Origin of the sequence: Streptomyces dysideae (genome assembly GCF_001514305.1) — a bacterium.
Lineage (GTDB): Bacteria > Actinomycetota > Actinomycetes > Streptomycetales > Streptomycetaceae > Streptomyces > Streptomyces dysideae.
Map to the genome: position 1 here is coordinate 77488 of NZ_KQ949111.1, position 14279 is coordinate 91766.

Below are 14279 nucleotides of genomic sequence, written 5' to 3' on the forward strand. Positions count from 1 at the left end.
AGTACGAGGGCTTTCGTTCGGCGCGCCGAGAGCACGCACCGGACACCGCGGGCACCGCACAGGACTTTCGAAACACCCCCTAGGCTAGGCGCCTGACGGAGGCGTCGTACCGCGTTCCGCGTCGTCGTCTCCGGCCGGCGGGTCGCTCAGGAGCGATGCGCCGAACGCCTGCAAGCGCTCCACCGCTCCGCTGTCGGGCTCCGTGCGGCGGGCCAGTGCGTTGTGGATCTCCTGGTAGACGGACGCCTCCAGGCCACAGCGTCGGCAGTCCTCCAGGTGTGCCGAGACCCGGCGTGCGGTGACGTCATCGGTTTCGCCGTCGAGGTAGGACTGCAGCACCCGCGCGACCTGCAGACAGTTCATTCGGCGCTCGGCCGATGCACGCCGCCACCATGGACGCCTCTTCACATCACACCTCGTTTCGGGGCCAGGCCTGCCGTGGCCAGCCGCACCCGTATCCGTTTGCGCGCCCGGTGCAGCCGGCTCATCACGGTGCCTTCGGGCACATCCAGCAGGTGGGCGGCCTCCGCATAGGTGAGGCCGTCGATGTCCACCAGCTGCACCACCTGGCGGTGCTTGTCCGGCAGCGCGCACAGGGCCTCGTCCACCACCTCGTCGAACGCCTCACCCACCACGATCTCTTCCGCCGATCCGCTGGGGCCCGTGGTGCTGAGCCGGTCCAGATCGGTGTCCGGGTCGTCCAGGAGGTGGGGACGGCGACGGCGGTGGCGGTTGATCTCGGCCCGTCGCATGATCGTCAGCAGCCATGCGCGCGGGTGCTTCCCGTCGAAGCGGTCCACGGACCGGTAGGCGCGCAGAAGGGTGTCCTGCACGAGGTCCTCGGCATCCGCCGACTGCGCGGTCAGTGTCATCGCCACCCGCAGCAGTACCTCCACCTCCGGCAGCACATAGGCGGCGAACGCCTGACCCCGAGGGTCCGCGGGGCCAGGTGGCGCTGTCACTTCGTCTTCCACACGGTGGAAACCCCTTCTTCCCGGAGCTACATTCCATCCTCTTCCCTCTTCTGCTTTCCGGTCCTCAGTGCCGCCGTGGTCAGTGGCGAGGTGAGGCGCCGTGCGGGGGCTGGAATGCGGCGTGCGGTGGGACGGGTTTCCGCTGCATGAAAAGGCAGCGCGTTCCCGGACCTGGGCGAGTGTGGGCCGAATGCCGGGAGCAGATACGGCATGTGCGGCTGCGCGGTGACGTGGAAGCGTACGCCGACGGACAGCTCACAGGTGCGCACCGCATGCGGGTGGCCGCCCACATCGCCTGCTGCTGGGCATGCAGCGGCAGTCTGCAACTGCTGCGGCTGATCAAGGTGTCCCTCCGGCACCATCCCCAGCGGACGCCCCCGTCTCTCGCGTCGGCCCGGGTACGGCGCTTCGCCCATCACCTCACCACGCCGCCGGGCCAGGTCCGGCCCCGTCGCTGACGGACACCGATCCGGCGCGAATTCCGGTGGCCGGGCGTCCCCGTGGTCCGGTGCGCCGGCCGGTCAGCAGCAGCCCGACGGTGCGCCCGTGGCCGGGGCGGCTGCTCCGTCCACGGGATCGCAGGGGAACAGGCCGAAGTGGTGGCTCTTGTCGCCGGTGACGGTGAAGTGGGCCGCGTAGCGGGTGGCGCCGAGCATGTCGGCGGTGTTGCCGCAGACGAGCATCGGCTTGCCGGTGTGGAAGCGGTGGTGGTCGTCCAGTTCGAAGACGTGCGGGTGCTCGGCGATGGTGCCGCGGTAGACGGCGACCTGGCCGTAGTCCTCGCAGCGGTCCTCCAGGGGGAGCTTGAAGGCGCGGACGGTGCGGGAGGTGAAGGCGGAGAAGCCGATCTTCCGCTCGATGTCCGGGTCGCTGATCTCCACCGGGGAGGCGGTGACGGTGCGGGCGTCCGGACATCCGCTGCGGTCGAGGATGCGGCGGAAGTCCTCGGCGTACAGGGCGCCGGCGAGGCATTCGCCGACGAGGACGGGGTCGTCGAGGAGGGCGGCGGGCAGGCGGCGGTCGGCGAAGATGTCGGAGAAGTACAGCTCGCCGCCTGGCTTGAGGACGCGGAAGATCTCGGAGAAGACGCGCGGCTTGTCCGGCGAGAGGTTCAGGACGCAGTTGGAGACCACCACGTCCACGGAGGCGTCCGGGACGCCGGCCGTGGTCAGGTCTTCGATGTAGCCGTGGCGGAGGTCGGTGTTGGCGTAGCCGAACCGTTCGGCGTGCCAGTCCTGATGGCGGCGCGCCACGGCCAGCTGTTCCTCGGTCATGTCGACGCCGATCACCTCGCCGGTGGGGCCGACCAGTTGGGACAGCACGTAGACGTCCCGCCCGCTGCCGCAGCCCAGGTCGAGCACGGTGGCCCCCTCGAGCGTGGGCGGGATGGGTGAGCCGCAGCCGTAGAAACGCTCCATGACCTGGTCGTGTACCTGGGCGAGAGCGGCCGCGATGTGGGGCGGCGGTGCCGTGTCCGTGCAGCAGGCCGAGGTCTTCAGGTCCGCGGAGGAGGCGAGCACCTTTCCGTAGTAGTCCTTGACCGATTCCGCCATGGACGAGAGGGGCGTCTGCTGCCCGCGGGATACGTCGATCGTCGCCATGTCTCTCCCTGATGAGTGATCTCTGGTGCTCCGGCCGGTGGTTCGCCGGGGCCGCGACGGGAACCCGCTCTGCGGCGGTTGTCATTCCCCCTCCGCCGTGCCGTGATCCGGACGGGTCTCAGGCCAGCGGCGATCAACCACCGGTGTGCAGGGCTGATGCCGTCGGACGCGCTCCGAGGCGGGGAGCTTCCTCCACATCAGCACGGACTTCCTCGCCTACGGGACGTTCGTCGTCGGCGTCTCCGGGGCGTTACCGGCTACCGGCAGTTGCGCTGACCTCGACGCTGCGGGAGCGGACCAGCCGTGCCGCCCACCAGCCGCCCGCGCTCAGCACCAGCAGACCGCCCAGCGCGATCCACAGCCCAGGAGACGCGGGGTCGCCCAAGGACCCGCCGAGCCCGGTGTAGACGACAGTGCCCGGAATGATGCCCAGGGCCGTGGCGGTCGCGTAGGAGGAGAAGCGGACACCGGCCACCCCAGCTCCGTAGTTGATCACTGAGAAGGGGAACAGCGGCACCAGCCGCAGGACCAGGACCGCCACGAACCCGCGGCGCGTCAGATAGGCGTCCAGCCGGGCCAGCCGCCCCGTCCCGGCATAGCGGGCCACCACCGGACGCCCCAGCCAGCGGGCGAGGCCGAACGACAGGGCCGCACCCGCCGTCGCCCCCACGAGTACGGTGCCGGCCCCCAGCGGCAGCCCGAACAGTGCCCCTGCGGACGCGGTCAGCACCGAGCCGGGCAGCAGCGCCGTCACGGCCAGGGCGTAGCAGACCGCGAAGACCACCGGCCCCCACGGGCCGAGCGAATCGACCCACTGGCGCACCTCGCGCAACAGGTCCGTGCCACCCGTCGCCACCCAGGAGCCGAGCGCCGCCAGCAGGACGGCGAGGACGGCCAGCCGTATCCACGCCGTGCGCGCCGGTCGCGGTGCCGCCCCGTGCGGCGGGTGCTCGATTGCGAGTGAGGGGGCTGCCGAGCGGTTCATGTCTGCTCCCGTGACGGTGGTTGTCCGGTGGGAAGGTCGGCCACCACGCGGCGGAGCGGCAGCTCCAGGCGTCGCCCCGAGGCCGCCCACCGCGCCAGGGAGCGCTTGGCGGCTTCGGCGCGATGGTGAGTCAGCCCGGGCAGGTACAGGGCATCGGCCAGCAGGGCCGCCGCCTCGGCCGAGTCGATGGCGAGGGCGAAGACGCGTCGCTCGTCGGCGCGGACGCGGAACCCCGCCGTGCGCAGCAGAGCGGCCAGTCCGTCGCGGGCCCGGGGGTTGGGCCAGGGCTGGCGTACGGCGCGCAGGGCTGCCATCACGCGGAGCCAGCCGAGCATGCCGGACGGGGAGAGCCCGGACTGGGAGGGCACCAGCGCCGTGAGCGTCCCTCCGGGCCGCAGCACGCGCCGGATCTCCCCGAGGACCCGCGGCAAGGGGGTGACGACCGGCAGGCACATCGCCGCGCAGACGGCCCTGACGCTCGCGGAGGCAGCCGGGAGCGCGTCCGCGCCGGCCCGGACCAGCGGCCCTCGGCCGAGGCGCGCCGCTTCGGCGAGTTCTGCCGCCGACAGGTCGATCCCGATCCAGTCGGCGTCCGGGAGCTCATCGCGGGTGGGTGCCGAGCCGCAGGCCAGGTCGAGGACCGTGCCCTCGATGCCGCGCAGCGGTTCGGCCAGCCAGGCGTAGGGGGAGGTGTCGGCCAGGGCGAAGAGCTGTTCGGTGATACCGGGGTGCGCCTGGTGGTAGGCGGTGATGAAGCGCCGCCAGTCCGGTTCGTCCATGCAGCCCTTGCCTCTTTTCCCGCCCATGGGGGACTGCTCACCTGGGGACTGCTCGCCCCTGCCCTTGTCGTCGGGAACCCTGCCGGGCTGGTTCCACATTCCGTCTCGGACACGCCGGAAGCGGATGGATGACGTGGGTCGGCCTTCTTGGCGGTGATCGTGGGCTGAGAAAGGGAAGGCGCCGCCTGCGCCACCGGGTTCCCCTCACGTCCCAGGCCCCCGCACCGACCGTCCCTCGGCGGCGCACCGACCGGAGAGAGCCCGAACCATGAGTAGGTACGACCTGGTGGTCATCGGCGGCGGAAGCGCCGGGCTGACCGCGGCCCGCACCGCCGGGCGCTTCGGCGCCCGCACGCTGCTCGTCGAGCGGGACCGGCTGGGCGGGGACTGTCTGTGGACGGGGTGCGTACCGAGCAAGGCACTGCTGCACGTCGCCGCCGACGTCCAGGCGGCCCGCCGCGCCACTGCCTACGGTCTCCCGCCGGTGTCCGGCCCGGCCGACCTCGCGGCGGCCATGGGGGAGGTGAAACGGGCGATCGGTGCGATCGAACCGCACGACTCGGCCGAGGCGCTCGCCCCGTACGGAGTCGACGTCGCATACGGCGCGGCGTCCTTCACCGGCCCGAGAACCCTGGCTGCGGGCGCGCGGGAGATCTCCTTCCGGTACGCCCTGATCGCGGCCGGCTCCTCGCCGGCCCTGGTGCCGGTCCCCGGTCTGGCCGAGGCCGGGCCGCTGACCAGTGACACCGTCTGGGAGCTGTCCGAACTCCCGCGGCGCCTGGTGGTGCTGGGTGGCGGGCCCATCGGCTGCGAGCTGGGCCAGGCGTTCGCCCGGCTCGGCTCGCAGGTCACCCTCGTGGAGGCGATGGACCGTCTGGTGCCCCGTGAGGAACCGCGCGCCTCGCAGGTACTGCGGGAGCGGCTGGAAGCCGAGGGCGTCACCGTACGGACCGGCTACCGCGCGGAGAGAGTCGATGCCGGTGCCGTGCACGGGCCCGGTGGCCCTCTCCCGTACGACGCGTTGCTGGCCGTCACGGGCCGCAGCGCCAACACCCGGGGGCTCGGCCTGGAAGCGGCCGGTGTCGAGCTGACCGAGTCCGGTCACATCCGCACCGACGGCCGGCTGCGCACCACCAACCACCGGATCTACGCCGCCGGCGACGTCACCGGCCGTTCGGCCTTCACCCACCTGGGCGGCACGCAGGGCGGAGCGGCCGCCACCGACGCTCTCCTCGGTGTACGCCGCCCCATCGACGACCGAGCGGTGCCCTGGGTGACGTACACCGATCCCGAGATCGCCCGCGTCGGCCTCACTTCCGACGAGGCGCGCGAGAAGTACGGCGACACCGCACGCGTCCACACGCTGGACAACGACCGGGTGGACCGGGCGGTCGCCGACGGCCGCACCGAGGGCTTCACGACCCTCGTGCTGGGCCCGCGCGGGAAGATTGCCGGGGCCACGGTGGTGTCGCCGAGGGCGGGGGAGACCATCGCCCATCTGGCGGCGGCGGTGCGTCTGGGCTGGACGCCCTCCGACTACGCCCGCACCGTGCACCCCTATCCCACCTACGCCGACGGGCCCTGGCATACGGCGCTGGCCGACGTCTACGCCCGTCTGGCGCGGGGCAGTGGCCCCGTCGGCGCGCTGCTGAAACTCCGCAGAAGGGTGAGCCGGTGATCCTCCGCCTCGCGCTGGGCGCCGTCCTCGCGGCGATGGCGCTGGGCCAGCTCGCTTCGTTCGACGCGATGGCCGCCATCCTGACCGCCTACGGTCTGACGTCCGGCGCGGCCTCGACCGCCCTGGCCGTGGCACTGATCAGCGCCGAGGCCGCCACGGCCGTGTGGTTCCTCGCCCGGCCCCGCTCCCGCGCCACCGCGCCCGTCTGGCTGTACACGGGCGTCGCGGTGGTGTGGGCGGCCCTGGCCGCCCAGGCGTTCGCCCGCGGACTCGTCCTCGACAACTGCGGCTGCTTCGGCACGTACGCCGCCCAGCCGTTGCGCTGGTACGTCCTCGTCGAGGACGCCCTGATGCTGCTGTACGCCTGGCTGCTGTGGCGCGGACTGCGCCGGGCCCGGCCCGCCTCGCCCACCGCCGGGGCGGCCTTCTCGGCAGCCCGGACACCGCAGGAGAACCACTGATGCCGATCATGGGCGCACTGCGCGCGCTCGAGCGTGCCACCCGCCCCTACGACCCTGAGTTCGCCGAGGCCATGGAACGCCGCTGGGCGGAACTCCCCGACGCGGCCAGGACCCCCGGCCAGGTCCTCGGCCGGCACGGCGTCGGCTGCGAGGGCACCCACGGCGTGTTCCCCAAGTGCAACCTCAAGTGCACTCCCTGCTACCACTCCCGGGACGCCAACCAGGTACGTGTCGACGGCCCGCACACCCACGAGCAGATCGCCGCGCAGATGGCTCTGCTGCGTGAGCTGCGCGGTCCACGCGCCCACACCCAGCTCATCGGCGGCGAGGTCAGCCTGCTCGCCCCGGACGACCACGCCGTCGCCCTGGCGATCATGCGGGACCACGGCCGGGAACCGATGAGCTTCACTCACGGCGACTTCGACTACGACTACCTCACCCGACTCGCGCTGGGCGAGGACGGCACGAGGCGGTTCGGGCGGCTGTCCTTCGCCGCGCACTTCGACAAGTTCATGTACGGCCGAGGCGGCATCGAACGGCCGCCGGACGAGGAGGCGTTGAACCTGTACCGGGCACGGTTCGCCGCCATGTTCGCCCGGCTGCGGCGCGAGCACGGAGTGCGGTTCTTCCTCGCCCACAACATGACCGTCACCCCGGGTAACCTCGACGAGGTCGCGGGCGTGATCCGCGACTGCCACGCGATGGGCTACGGCATGTTCTCCTTCCAGCCCGCCGCCTTCCTCGGTGACGAGCGCCGCTGGAAGGAGAAGTTCCGCGAGGCGACCCCGGACGCGGTATGGGCGGAGATCGAACACGGCGCCGGAACCCGGCTGGACTACCGCGTCTTCGAGAACGGCGATGTGCGCTGCAACCGCACCGCCTACGGCTTCTCTGTCGGCCGCCGTTGGTATCCGTTCCTCGACGGCGACGACCCGCGCGACCTCGCCGTGCGCGACGCCTTCTTCCGTTACTTCGGGAAGGTCACCTTCACCGGCACCCCACCCGCCCTCCTCGCGGCCAGGGTCCTGCGGGTGGCGGCCCGCCACCCGTCCACCGCGGTGACGGTGCTTCGCTGGCTGGCCCGCACGATCCACCGCGTCGGACTGCTGCGGCTGGCCCGCCACCGGATGCGGGTGCGCCCGGTCACGTTCGTCATGCACCAGTTCATGGACGCCGATGTCGTCGCTCCGGCCTGGGAGATGATGCAGCGCGGCGAGCAGGCCACGCAGCCCCGGCTGCGCGAGACCCAGGAGCGGCTGGCCGCCTGCCACTACGCGATGGCCCACCCCGAGGACGGCACCCTCGTCCCCGCCTGCGTGCAGCACGCCGTGCTCGACCCGGCGGAGAACGCGGCACTGCGCACCCTGCTGCCGATCGTCGAGGTCCGCACCCCGACCGGCAGTTCGTCCGGCACATCCCCGAAGGAGAAGTAGCCCATGCGCATGGGTGTGATCACCGGCTCCGGCAGCTACGACTGGCCCCATCTGGAGGGGGCGGCGGAGCTGACCGTCACCACGGACCACGGCGCGGTCACCGTGACCGAGGGACGTCTCGGGGACGCGCAGGTCGTGCAGTTGTCCCGGCACGGCGCCGGTCACCACCGGCTCTCCAGTCAGGTCGACCACAAGGCGAATCTCGCCGCCCTGCTGGCCCGCGAGACGGATGCCGTGGTGTCCTTCACCGTCTGCGGCTCCCTCGACCCGGACCTGCGGCCGGGCTCCCTGGTGGTCTTCGACGACCTGTACTTCCCCACCAACCGGCTGCCCGACGGCACCCCCTGCACCTGGTACGACATGCCCGGTGCGGCCGGCCGCGGCCACTGGATCTTCGACCGGCCCTTCAGCGAGCCACTGCGCCAGGCGCTGATCACCGCCGCCGAGCAGACCGGGGTGCCCGTCGCCCCGCGGGGCGTGTACGGGCATGTCGACGGCCCCCGTTTCAACTCGCGCCCCGAGGTGGCCGCCCTGGCCGCCGCCGGAGTCAGTGCCATCAGCCAGACCGCCGGCCCGGAGGTCGTCCTGGCCGGCGAGGCCGAACTGCCCATGGCGCTGGTCGGTTTCGTCACCGACTATGCCAACGGCGTCGCCGCGGAACCGGAACCGGTGCAGGCGTTGCTGGACCGCATGGCGGCGAGCAAGGAGGTCTTCGCCACGCTGGCCGGGCACGCGCTGCCGTCCCTGGAGGGCGTGGGCGGGGCCGGTTTCGTCTACCGGTTCGACACGTGAGCGCCACCGTCCACCGGGGCACCCCCGCGATCCTGGTCATGGCGAAGCCGCCCCGGCCCGGTACGGTCAAGACGCGGCTGCATCCCCTGCTGGGCCCGCTGCGCTGCGCGGAACTCCAGGCCGAACTCATCCGCCACACCATGCAACTGGCTACCGCCCACACTCCACGGACCTACCTCGCCTACGCACCGTGCGACGGCGGCAACGCCATCGGCACGGCAGTGCCCGACGGCGTCCGGCTCCTCCTCCAACGCGGCGAAGACCTCGGCCGGCGCCTGGCCGCCGCCGTCACCGACGCCTTCACCGACGGCGCGGGCCCACTGCTGGTCATCGGCACCGACGCGCCGACCCTCACCGCCGGCCATCTGAGCGCCGCGTTCACCGCGTTGGAGCTCCAAGACGTGGCGCTGGGCCCCGCGCTCGACGGCGGCTACTACCTGATCGGCCTGCGGGCCCCCCACACCTCGCTCTTCAGCCTCGGCCCCGATGTCTGGAGCACCGACCGGGTACTCGCGGCGACCTGCGCCCTCGCCCAGAGTGAAGCGCTGAGCGTGGCACGGCTGCGTCCACTGCGGGACCTGGACACCCCCGACGACGCCGCCGCGCTCCTGCCGGACCCGGCGCTGCCCGCACCGATCGCCGCCCTGCTCCAGCCCGTGGAGACGCCATGACGCAGGTGTCGATCATCGTCCCGGTACTCAACGAGGAGGCCGCGATCCACAGCGCGGTGAGCCGCCTGTGCCGCGACTTCCCCGACTGCGAGCTGATCGTCGTGGACGGCGGCTCCACCGACGCCACCGTCGAACTCGCCGCCCTGCACGCCACCGTGATCACCAGTGGGCGCGGCCGGGCCAAGCAGATGAACGAGGGCGCCCGGCACGCAGTCGGCGACATCCTGTGGTTCGTCCACGCCGACACCGACATCAACCCCTGCGCGCTGGACCAGATCCGGGCCGCACTCGCCGACCCGGCCGTGGTCGGAGGCGGCCTCACCCTCCGCTTCGACCGCAGGACACCCGGCCTGAACTACCTCGCGTGGACGTCCAACGCCCGCGCCCGCCGCCTCCACCACATCTTCGGCGACCAGGCCATGTTCATCCGCCGTACCGTCTTCGACGCCCTCGGCGGCTTCCCCGACCTGGCCATCATGGAGGACCTGGAGATGTCGCGGCGCCTGCACCGCCGCGGCCGGCTGTGCCTGCTGCCCGCCGCGTCGACGGCCTCCTCACGCCGCCTGGTCACCCACGGGACCTGGCGCATGATCGCGTTCATGCAGTACCTGAAGCTGCTGTACTTCGCCGGCGTCGATCCCGAAGCCATCCGCGCCCGCTACACCGCGGGCCCCCGACTCTTCCCGAACAGACCCCCGAGAGCGGCACGAACCAGCCGCACCTGAACGACGCCCCCTCTCCTCTCCCTTCGACACATTGGAGACCGACTTCATGCGCATCGCAGTCTGCGGAGGGCCCTACGGCAATCCGTACGCCCTCCAGGCATTCGTCGACGACGCCCGCGCCCGCGGTTGCGAACGCCTGTTCTGTCTGGGCGATCTGGGCGGATTCGGCGCCGACGTGAACGCGCTGTGGCCGATCCTCACCGACAACGGCATCGAGTGCGTCGCGGGCAACTACGACGTGGCCATCGCCCGCGGCGACACCGACTGCGGCTGCGGCTACCGCGACCCGAAGGACAACGAGTACGCCCAGCTGATCTACGACCACACGCTCGCCACCACAGCCCGCGACTTCGCCGCCTGGATGGGCACCCTGCCCACCGAGCGCAGGGAGACCATCGACGGCGTCGACGTCCACATGGTCCACGGTTCCACACTGGCGCTGAACGACTTCTGGTGGGAGTCGCTCCCCGAGGAACAGCACCGCCTGCGAGCAGAGGCATCCGGGGCCGACGTCGTCCTGTGCACCCACAGCGGCCTGCCCTGGCAACGACGCATCGGCGACACCCTCGCCGTCAACGTCGGCGTGCTCGGCAAACCCGCCAACGACGGCCGCCACGAGGTCTGGTACGCGATCCTCGACCTTTCCGACGGGCACGCCACCGCCGAGCTGATCCCGCTCGCGTACGACTGGCAGGCACAGGCCCGCTCGATGCGCGCCGCCGGGCTCCCCGAGATCTTCGCCGAGACCGTCGAGACCGGCTGGTGGACGACCTGCCTGGAGATCCTGCCGCCGCGTGAACGTTCCCGGGGCCGCTACCACCTCTACCGCTCCACCCTGCCCTCCGGCTTCCGGCCGGCGGACGACGGCTGGGGAGAGACCACACCGGGGGCTCTGGAAGGCGACCGGCCGGTGGTCCCGCTGTTCGGCACCCCCTACTTCCCGTCCCGGCTGTGGCTCTACACCAACTTCCACTGCAATCTGGCCTGCGACTACTGCGCGGTCGCCGCCTCTCCGAAGGCGGTCGCCCGCACACTGCCCACCGAGGCCTTCCGCGCCCTCGTCGACGAGGCCGTACGGGCCGGTTTCACCGAGCTGTACCTCACCGGCGGCGAACCCTTCCTGCACCCTGACATCGTCAGCCTCCTCGACCACGCGTCCGCCGAGCTGCCCACCGTCGTGATGACCAACGCGATGCTGCTGCGAGGCCGCCGCGCCGACGGCCTCGCGGAGCTGGCCGACCGCAAGCTCACCGTCCAGACCTCCCTGGACGGCGCCACCGCCCACACCCACGACCTCCACCGCGGCGCCGACTCCTGGCAGCGCACCATCGACGGCATCCGCCACCTGATCGACCTCGGTCTGCCGCCGCGCGTCGCCCTCACCGAGACACCGGAGAACACGCACGAGGTCCCCGCGGTCGCCGAGCTGCTGGCCGGACTCGGCCTGCCCGCCGACCACTTCGCCGTACGACCGCTCCTGCGCCGCGGCTTCGCCGAGACCGGAGTCGAGATCGGCGAGAACTCCAGCATCCCCGAACTGACCGTCACCGCCGACGGACTGCACTGGCACCCCGTCGGCGCCGACCTCACCACCAGCCCCGACCTGCACCTCGCCCCAGCCGGCACCCCGCTCACCACGGGCCAACAGCTGGTCACCGAGCGGTTCTTCACCGCCCGCCTCACCGACGGCACCCTGCCCCGCCCCGTCCACTGCGCCATCTGACCCGTACGGAAAGGGAGTCCACCATGCAGCGACATGTCGCGATCCTCGGCGCCGGCCCCATCGGCCTCGATGCCGCCCTCGCCTGCGCCGACACCGGCTGGCCGTTCACCGTCTACGAGGCCGGGGACGCTGCGGCCGCCCACGTGCGGGCCTGGGGCCACGTCCGGCTCTTCACCCCGTGGGACCTCAACGTATCCCGCCGGATGCGGGCCCACCTGCCGCACGCCCCGACCGGCGGTGACTGCCCCACCGGGGCCGAGCTGGCGACCCGACTCCTCGACCCGGTCGCCGCACTACCCACCGTCGAAGGCCGTATCCGGGTGCGAACCCGTGTCGCCGCCATCGCCCGCACCGGCCTGCTCAAGCATGAGCAGATCGGCACCGACACCCGAGCCGCTGCCCCCTTCACTCTCCTGCTGGACACCCCCGATGGCGAGGACACCGCCGAGGCCGACCTCGTCCTGGACTGCACCGGCACCTATTCCCACCCCAACACCCTGGGCCCCGGCGGCATCCCCGCCCCCGGCGAACGCGCCCTCGCCGACCGCGTCACCCGCACCCTCCCGGACACCGGCGACCCCGACCGCTGGGCCGGAACCGTCCTGCTCGTCGGCGCCGGGAAATCCGCCCAGACCGCGGCCCGCGACCTCGCCGCCCTGCCCGGCACCCGCGTCGAGTGGGCGGTGCGCAGCCCGGCACCCGACTGGGGCGCCGTACCCGACGACACGCTGCCCGGTCGCCGGCAGCTCGTCGACACCTCCCAGGCCCTCGCCGACGGCGCCAACGACCGCGTCACCGTCCACACCGGCACCCACGTCGAGGCCCTGCGCCCCGCCGGCGACCGGATGCAGGTCACCCTCGCCCTCGCCGACGGCCCGCACGAGGTCGTATGCGACCACATCGTGGCGCTGACCGGGTACACCGGCGACGCCTCCCTCTACCGGCAGTTGCAGGTCCACGAGTGCTATGCCACCGGCGCCCCCATGAACCTCTCCGCCGCCCTCCTCGGCTCCGCGGGCGGGGACTGCCTCGCCCAGCCGTCCGTCGGGATCGACGCCCTGCGCAATCCCGAGCCGGACTTCTTCATCCTGGGCGCCAAGTCCTACGGCCGCCTCAACACCTTCCTGCTGCGTACCGGCTACGAGCAGATCGACCAGCTCGCCGCGGCGTACGCCGACGAATCGGAGCTTCTACCTGCCCGTGCGTAAGCCCGGTCACATACCTCCCCGGTGCACTGGTCCTTGCGTCGCCGAGGAAGGAAGGCACACGCAGACAGAGAGGTCGTACACCATGGCAACCACCGTGCAGGTATCCCCGAGAGCCGCCGTCATCCCGCTCCAGCCGCCTGGGGCGCAGCGGCCGGCATCGTCGGAGGCATCGGCATGGGCATCTGGATGTCCGTATCCAGGCCAATCATGGAAATTGATGCCCGCGGCCGTGCTCGGGCTGGGATACGGAGTCGTGGCCTGGCTGATCGGAGTGATGTGGATCATGCCCGCCAACATGGGGATGCCGGTCTTCGAGTGGAACGACGTCACCAGCTCAAGCTTCGGCGCTCACCTCGTCTTCGGGCTGCTGCTGGGACTGGCCTACGCCTGCATCGCCTCGTTGATGGGCAAGAAGCGCACAGGGTCGGCCTGAGCATGGGACGCACACCGTCGGCGTCAGCCGGCACCCCGGGGCCCGTGCCCCGGGGTGCTCCACCGGAGGGAGGTCGACATCTTCTGCGACCTGAGCGAGCCGGAGATGGCGGCCATCGCGAAGGCCGCCCCGATGAAGACCTGCAGCGCCGGCGAGATTCTGTTCTCTCCGCCGCAGCCGTGCGAGGTGCTGTTCATCCTCAGACGCGGCCGCATCCGCGTCTTCCGGGTCTCCGCCGAGGGCCGTGCCCTGACCACGGCGATCGTCAATCCCGGGACCATCTTCGGCGAGATGCTGCTGCTCGGGCAGCGCATGTACGGCAACTACGCCGAGGCCCTCGACGACGTCACCGTCTGCGTGATGAGCCGCGACGACGTGCACCGGCTTCTGCTCTCGGACCCGAGGATCGCCGCACGGATCACCGCGATCCTGGGCCGCCGCCTCGCCGACCTCGAACAGCGCCTGTCCGACATGGTCTTCAAGTCCGTCGCCCTGGGGGTGCCTCCCGCTTGCGGGGGAGCGTCGCGTGCACCCTGATCACTCTCATCCCCGCGAACCCGCCGACCCGGGGCCGCATCACCGTTCTTGTTGGGCGCGGCGGCAACCGCGTCCACTCGGCCGTGGTGGACGATCTCCCAGCCCGGGGTGTCGGTCCACGGGTCGTACTCGCCCACGACCCTCGTTGACCCGCAACAGTCAACCGTCCCGGCCGACCGGCGCGACCGGCCGCTGTCGGGGCCGGGCTGGTGATGGCGGTCTGCTGCGCCGGACCGGTGCTGTTGGCCGGCGGCTCGCTCGGCGCCCTCGGCAGCGTGC

The 14279-nt window shown here is 71.9% G+C and carries 16 protein-coding genes; 11 read left to right on the forward strand and 5 right to left on the reverse strand.

All coding sequences use genetic code 11. The features are described from left to right. Positions 1 to 84: 84 nt before the first annotated feature. On the reverse strand, positions 85 to 363 hold the full coding sequence (locus AQJ91_RS39250; RefSeq protein WP_067031882.1) for an anti-sigma factor family protein: 279 nt from the start codon (positions 361 to 363) through the stop codon (positions 85 to 87). Positions 364 to 404: 41 nt separating this feature from the next. Then, complete coding sequence (locus tag AQJ91_RS39255) at positions 405 to 962, reverse strand: RNA polymerase sigma factor (RefSeq protein WP_067031979.1); 558 nt, start codon at positions 960 to 962, stop codon at positions 405 to 407. Between the two features lie 191 nt (positions 963 to 1153). Here AQJ91_RS39255 and AQJ91_RS39260 point away from each other — a divergent pair, with 191 nt between their 5' ends. Continuing rightward, complete coding sequence (locus tag AQJ91_RS39260) at positions 1154 to 1432, forward strand: zf-HC2 domain-containing protein (RefSeq protein WP_234383308.1); 279 nt, start codon at positions 1154 to 1156, stop codon at positions 1430 to 1432. A gap of 63 nt (positions 1433 to 1495) precedes the next feature. On the opposite strand, the gene AQJ91_RS39265 is transcribed toward AQJ91_RS39260, so the two are convergent. The 3 genes from AQJ91_RS39265 to AQJ91_RS39275 form a co-directional block, all read right to left on the reverse strand. Next, positions 1496 to 2575, reverse strand: a complete 1080-nt coding sequence (locus AQJ91_RS39265; protein WP_067031890.1) for a methyltransferase domain-containing protein — start codon at positions 2573 to 2575, stop codon at positions 1496 to 1498. 250 nt (positions 2576 to 2825) lie between these two features. Continuing rightward, positions 2826 to 3560 (reverse strand): TVP38/TMEM64 family protein, encoded by a 735-nt coding sequence (locus AQJ91_RS39270; protein WP_079085554.1) that lies wholly within the window; start codon positions 3558 to 3560, stop codon positions 2826 to 2828. Then, positions 3557 to 4366, reverse strand: a complete 810-nt coding sequence (locus AQJ91_RS39275; RefSeq protein WP_234383309.1) for a class I SAM-dependent methyltransferase — start codon at positions 4364 to 4366, stop codon at positions 3557 to 3559. Before AQJ91_RS39275 ends, AQJ91_RS39270 begins: the two co-directional genes overlap by 4 nt. Before the next feature lie 241 nt (positions 4367 to 4607). On the opposite strand from AQJ91_RS39275, the gene AQJ91_RS39280 reads away from it, so the two are divergent. The 10 genes from AQJ91_RS39280 (at position 4608) to AQJ91_RS39325 (ending at position 14000) form a co-directional block, all read left to right on the forward strand. After that, positions 4608 to 6017 carry a dihydrolipoyl dehydrogenase family protein gene (locus AQJ91_RS39280; RefSeq protein WP_067031896.1) on the forward strand — a complete coding sequence of 470 codons (1410 nt, stop codon included), beginning with the start codon at positions 4608 to 4610 and terminating at the stop codon, positions 6015 to 6017. Then, on the forward strand, positions 6014 to 6478 hold the full coding sequence (locus AQJ91_RS39285; protein WP_067031899.1) for a MauE/DoxX family redox-associated membrane protein: 465 nt from the start codon (positions 6014 to 6016) through the stop codon (positions 6476 to 6478). The genes AQJ91_RS39280 and AQJ91_RS39285 overlap by 4 nt, the downstream gene beginning before the upstream one ends. Next, a complete protein-coding gene (locus AQJ91_RS39290) occupies positions 6478 to 7911 on the forward strand; it encodes a radical SAM domain-containing protein (protein WP_067031902.1) in 1434 nt (477 codons plus the stop codon). Before AQJ91_RS39285 ends, AQJ91_RS39290 begins: the two co-directional genes overlap by 1 nt. Positions 7912 to 7914: 3 nt before the next feature. Then, a complete protein-coding gene (locus AQJ91_RS39295) occupies positions 7915 to 8703 on the forward strand; it encodes an MTAP family purine nucleoside phosphorylase (RefSeq protein WP_067031905.1) in 789 nt (262 codons plus the stop codon). Continuing rightward, positions 8700 to 9374 (forward strand): TIGR04282 family arsenosugar biosynthesis glycosyltransferase, encoded by a 675-nt coding sequence (locus AQJ91_RS39300; protein ID WP_067031909.1) that lies wholly within the window; start codon positions 8700 to 8702, stop codon positions 9372 to 9374. Before AQJ91_RS39295 ends, AQJ91_RS39300 begins: the two co-directional genes overlap by 4 nt. Then, entirely contained in the window at positions 9371 to 10099 is a 729-nt protein-coding gene (locus AQJ91_RS39305; RefSeq protein WP_067031912.1) for a TIGR04283 family arsenosugar biosynthesis glycosyltransferase, read from the forward strand. The genes AQJ91_RS39300 and AQJ91_RS39305 overlap by 4 nt, the downstream gene beginning before the upstream one ends. A 46-nt stretch (positions 10100 to 10145) precedes the next feature. Then, entirely contained in the window at positions 10146 to 11822 is a 1677-nt protein-coding gene (locus AQJ91_RS39310) for a radical SAM protein (RefSeq protein ID WP_159054758.1), read from the forward strand. A gap of 23 nt (positions 11823 to 11845) precedes the next feature. Further along, positions 11846 to 13030 carry a Rossmann-fold NAD(P)-binding domain-containing protein gene (locus tag AQJ91_RS39315; RefSeq protein ID WP_067031918.1) on the forward strand — a complete coding sequence of 395 codons (1185 nt, stop codon included), beginning with the start codon at positions 11846 to 11848 and terminating at the stop codon, positions 13028 to 13030. A 217-nt stretch (positions 13031 to 13247) separates the two neighbouring features. Beyond that, a complete protein-coding gene (locus AQJ91_RS56625) occupies positions 13248 to 13463 on the forward strand; it encodes a hypothetical protein (RefSeq protein ID WP_234383310.1) in 216 nt (71 codons plus the stop codon). A gap of 54 nt (positions 13464 to 13517) precedes the next feature. Then, positions 13518 to 14000, forward strand: coding sequence for a Crp/Fnr family transcriptional regulator (locus tag AQJ91_RS39325; protein ID WP_234383311.1), 483 nt, complete (start codon positions 13518 to 13520; stop codon positions 13998 to 14000). Positions 14001 to 14279 lie beyond the last annotated feature (279 nt).

Bases quoted from the DNA above. Each gene is read 5' to 3' on its own strand.
- AQJ91_RS39250 (WP_067031882.1), bottom strand. From the start codon at position 363: ATGAACTGTCTGCAGGTCGCGCGGGTGCTGCAGTCCTACCTCGACGGC.
- AQJ91_RS39265 (WP_067031890.1), bottom strand. From the start codon at position 2,575: ATGGCGACGATCGACGTATCCCGCGGGCAGCAGACGCCCCTCTCGTCC.
- AQJ91_RS39270 (WP_079085554.1), bottom strand. From the start codon at position 3,560: ATGAACCGCTCGGCAGCCCCCTCACTCGCAATCGAGCACCCGCCGCAC.
- AQJ91_RS39275 (WP_234383309.1), bottom strand. From the start codon at position 4,366: ATGGGCGGGAAAAGAGGCAAGGGCTGCATGGACGAACCGGACTGGCGG.
- AQJ91_RS39280 (WP_067031896.1), top strand. From the start codon at position 4,608: ATGAGTAGGTACGACCTGGTGGTCATCGGCGGCGGAAGCGCCGGGCTG.
- AQJ91_RS39290 (WP_067031902.1), top strand. From the start codon at position 6,478: ATGCCGATCATGGGCGCACTGCGCGCGCTCGAGCGTGCCACCCGCCCC.
- AQJ91_RS39295 (WP_067031905.1), top strand. From the start codon at position 7,915: ATGCGCATGGGTGTGATCACCGGCTCCGGCAGCTACGACTGGCCCCAT.
- AQJ91_RS39305 (WP_067031912.1), top strand. From the start codon at position 9,371: ATGACGCAGGTGTCGATCATCGTCCCGGTACTCAACGAGGAGGCCGCG.
- AQJ91_RS39310 (WP_159054758.1), top strand. From the start codon at position 10,146: ATGCGCATCGCAGTCTGCGGAGGGCCCTACGGCAATCCGTACGCCCTC.
- AQJ91_RS39315 (WP_067031918.1), top strand. From the start codon at position 11,846: ATGCAGCGACATGTCGCGATCCTCGGCGCCGGCCCCATCGGCCTCGAT.
- AQJ91_RS56625 (WP_234383310.1), top strand. From the start codon at position 13,248: ATGCCCGCGGCCGTGCTCGGGCTGGGATACGGAGTCGTGGCCTGGCTG.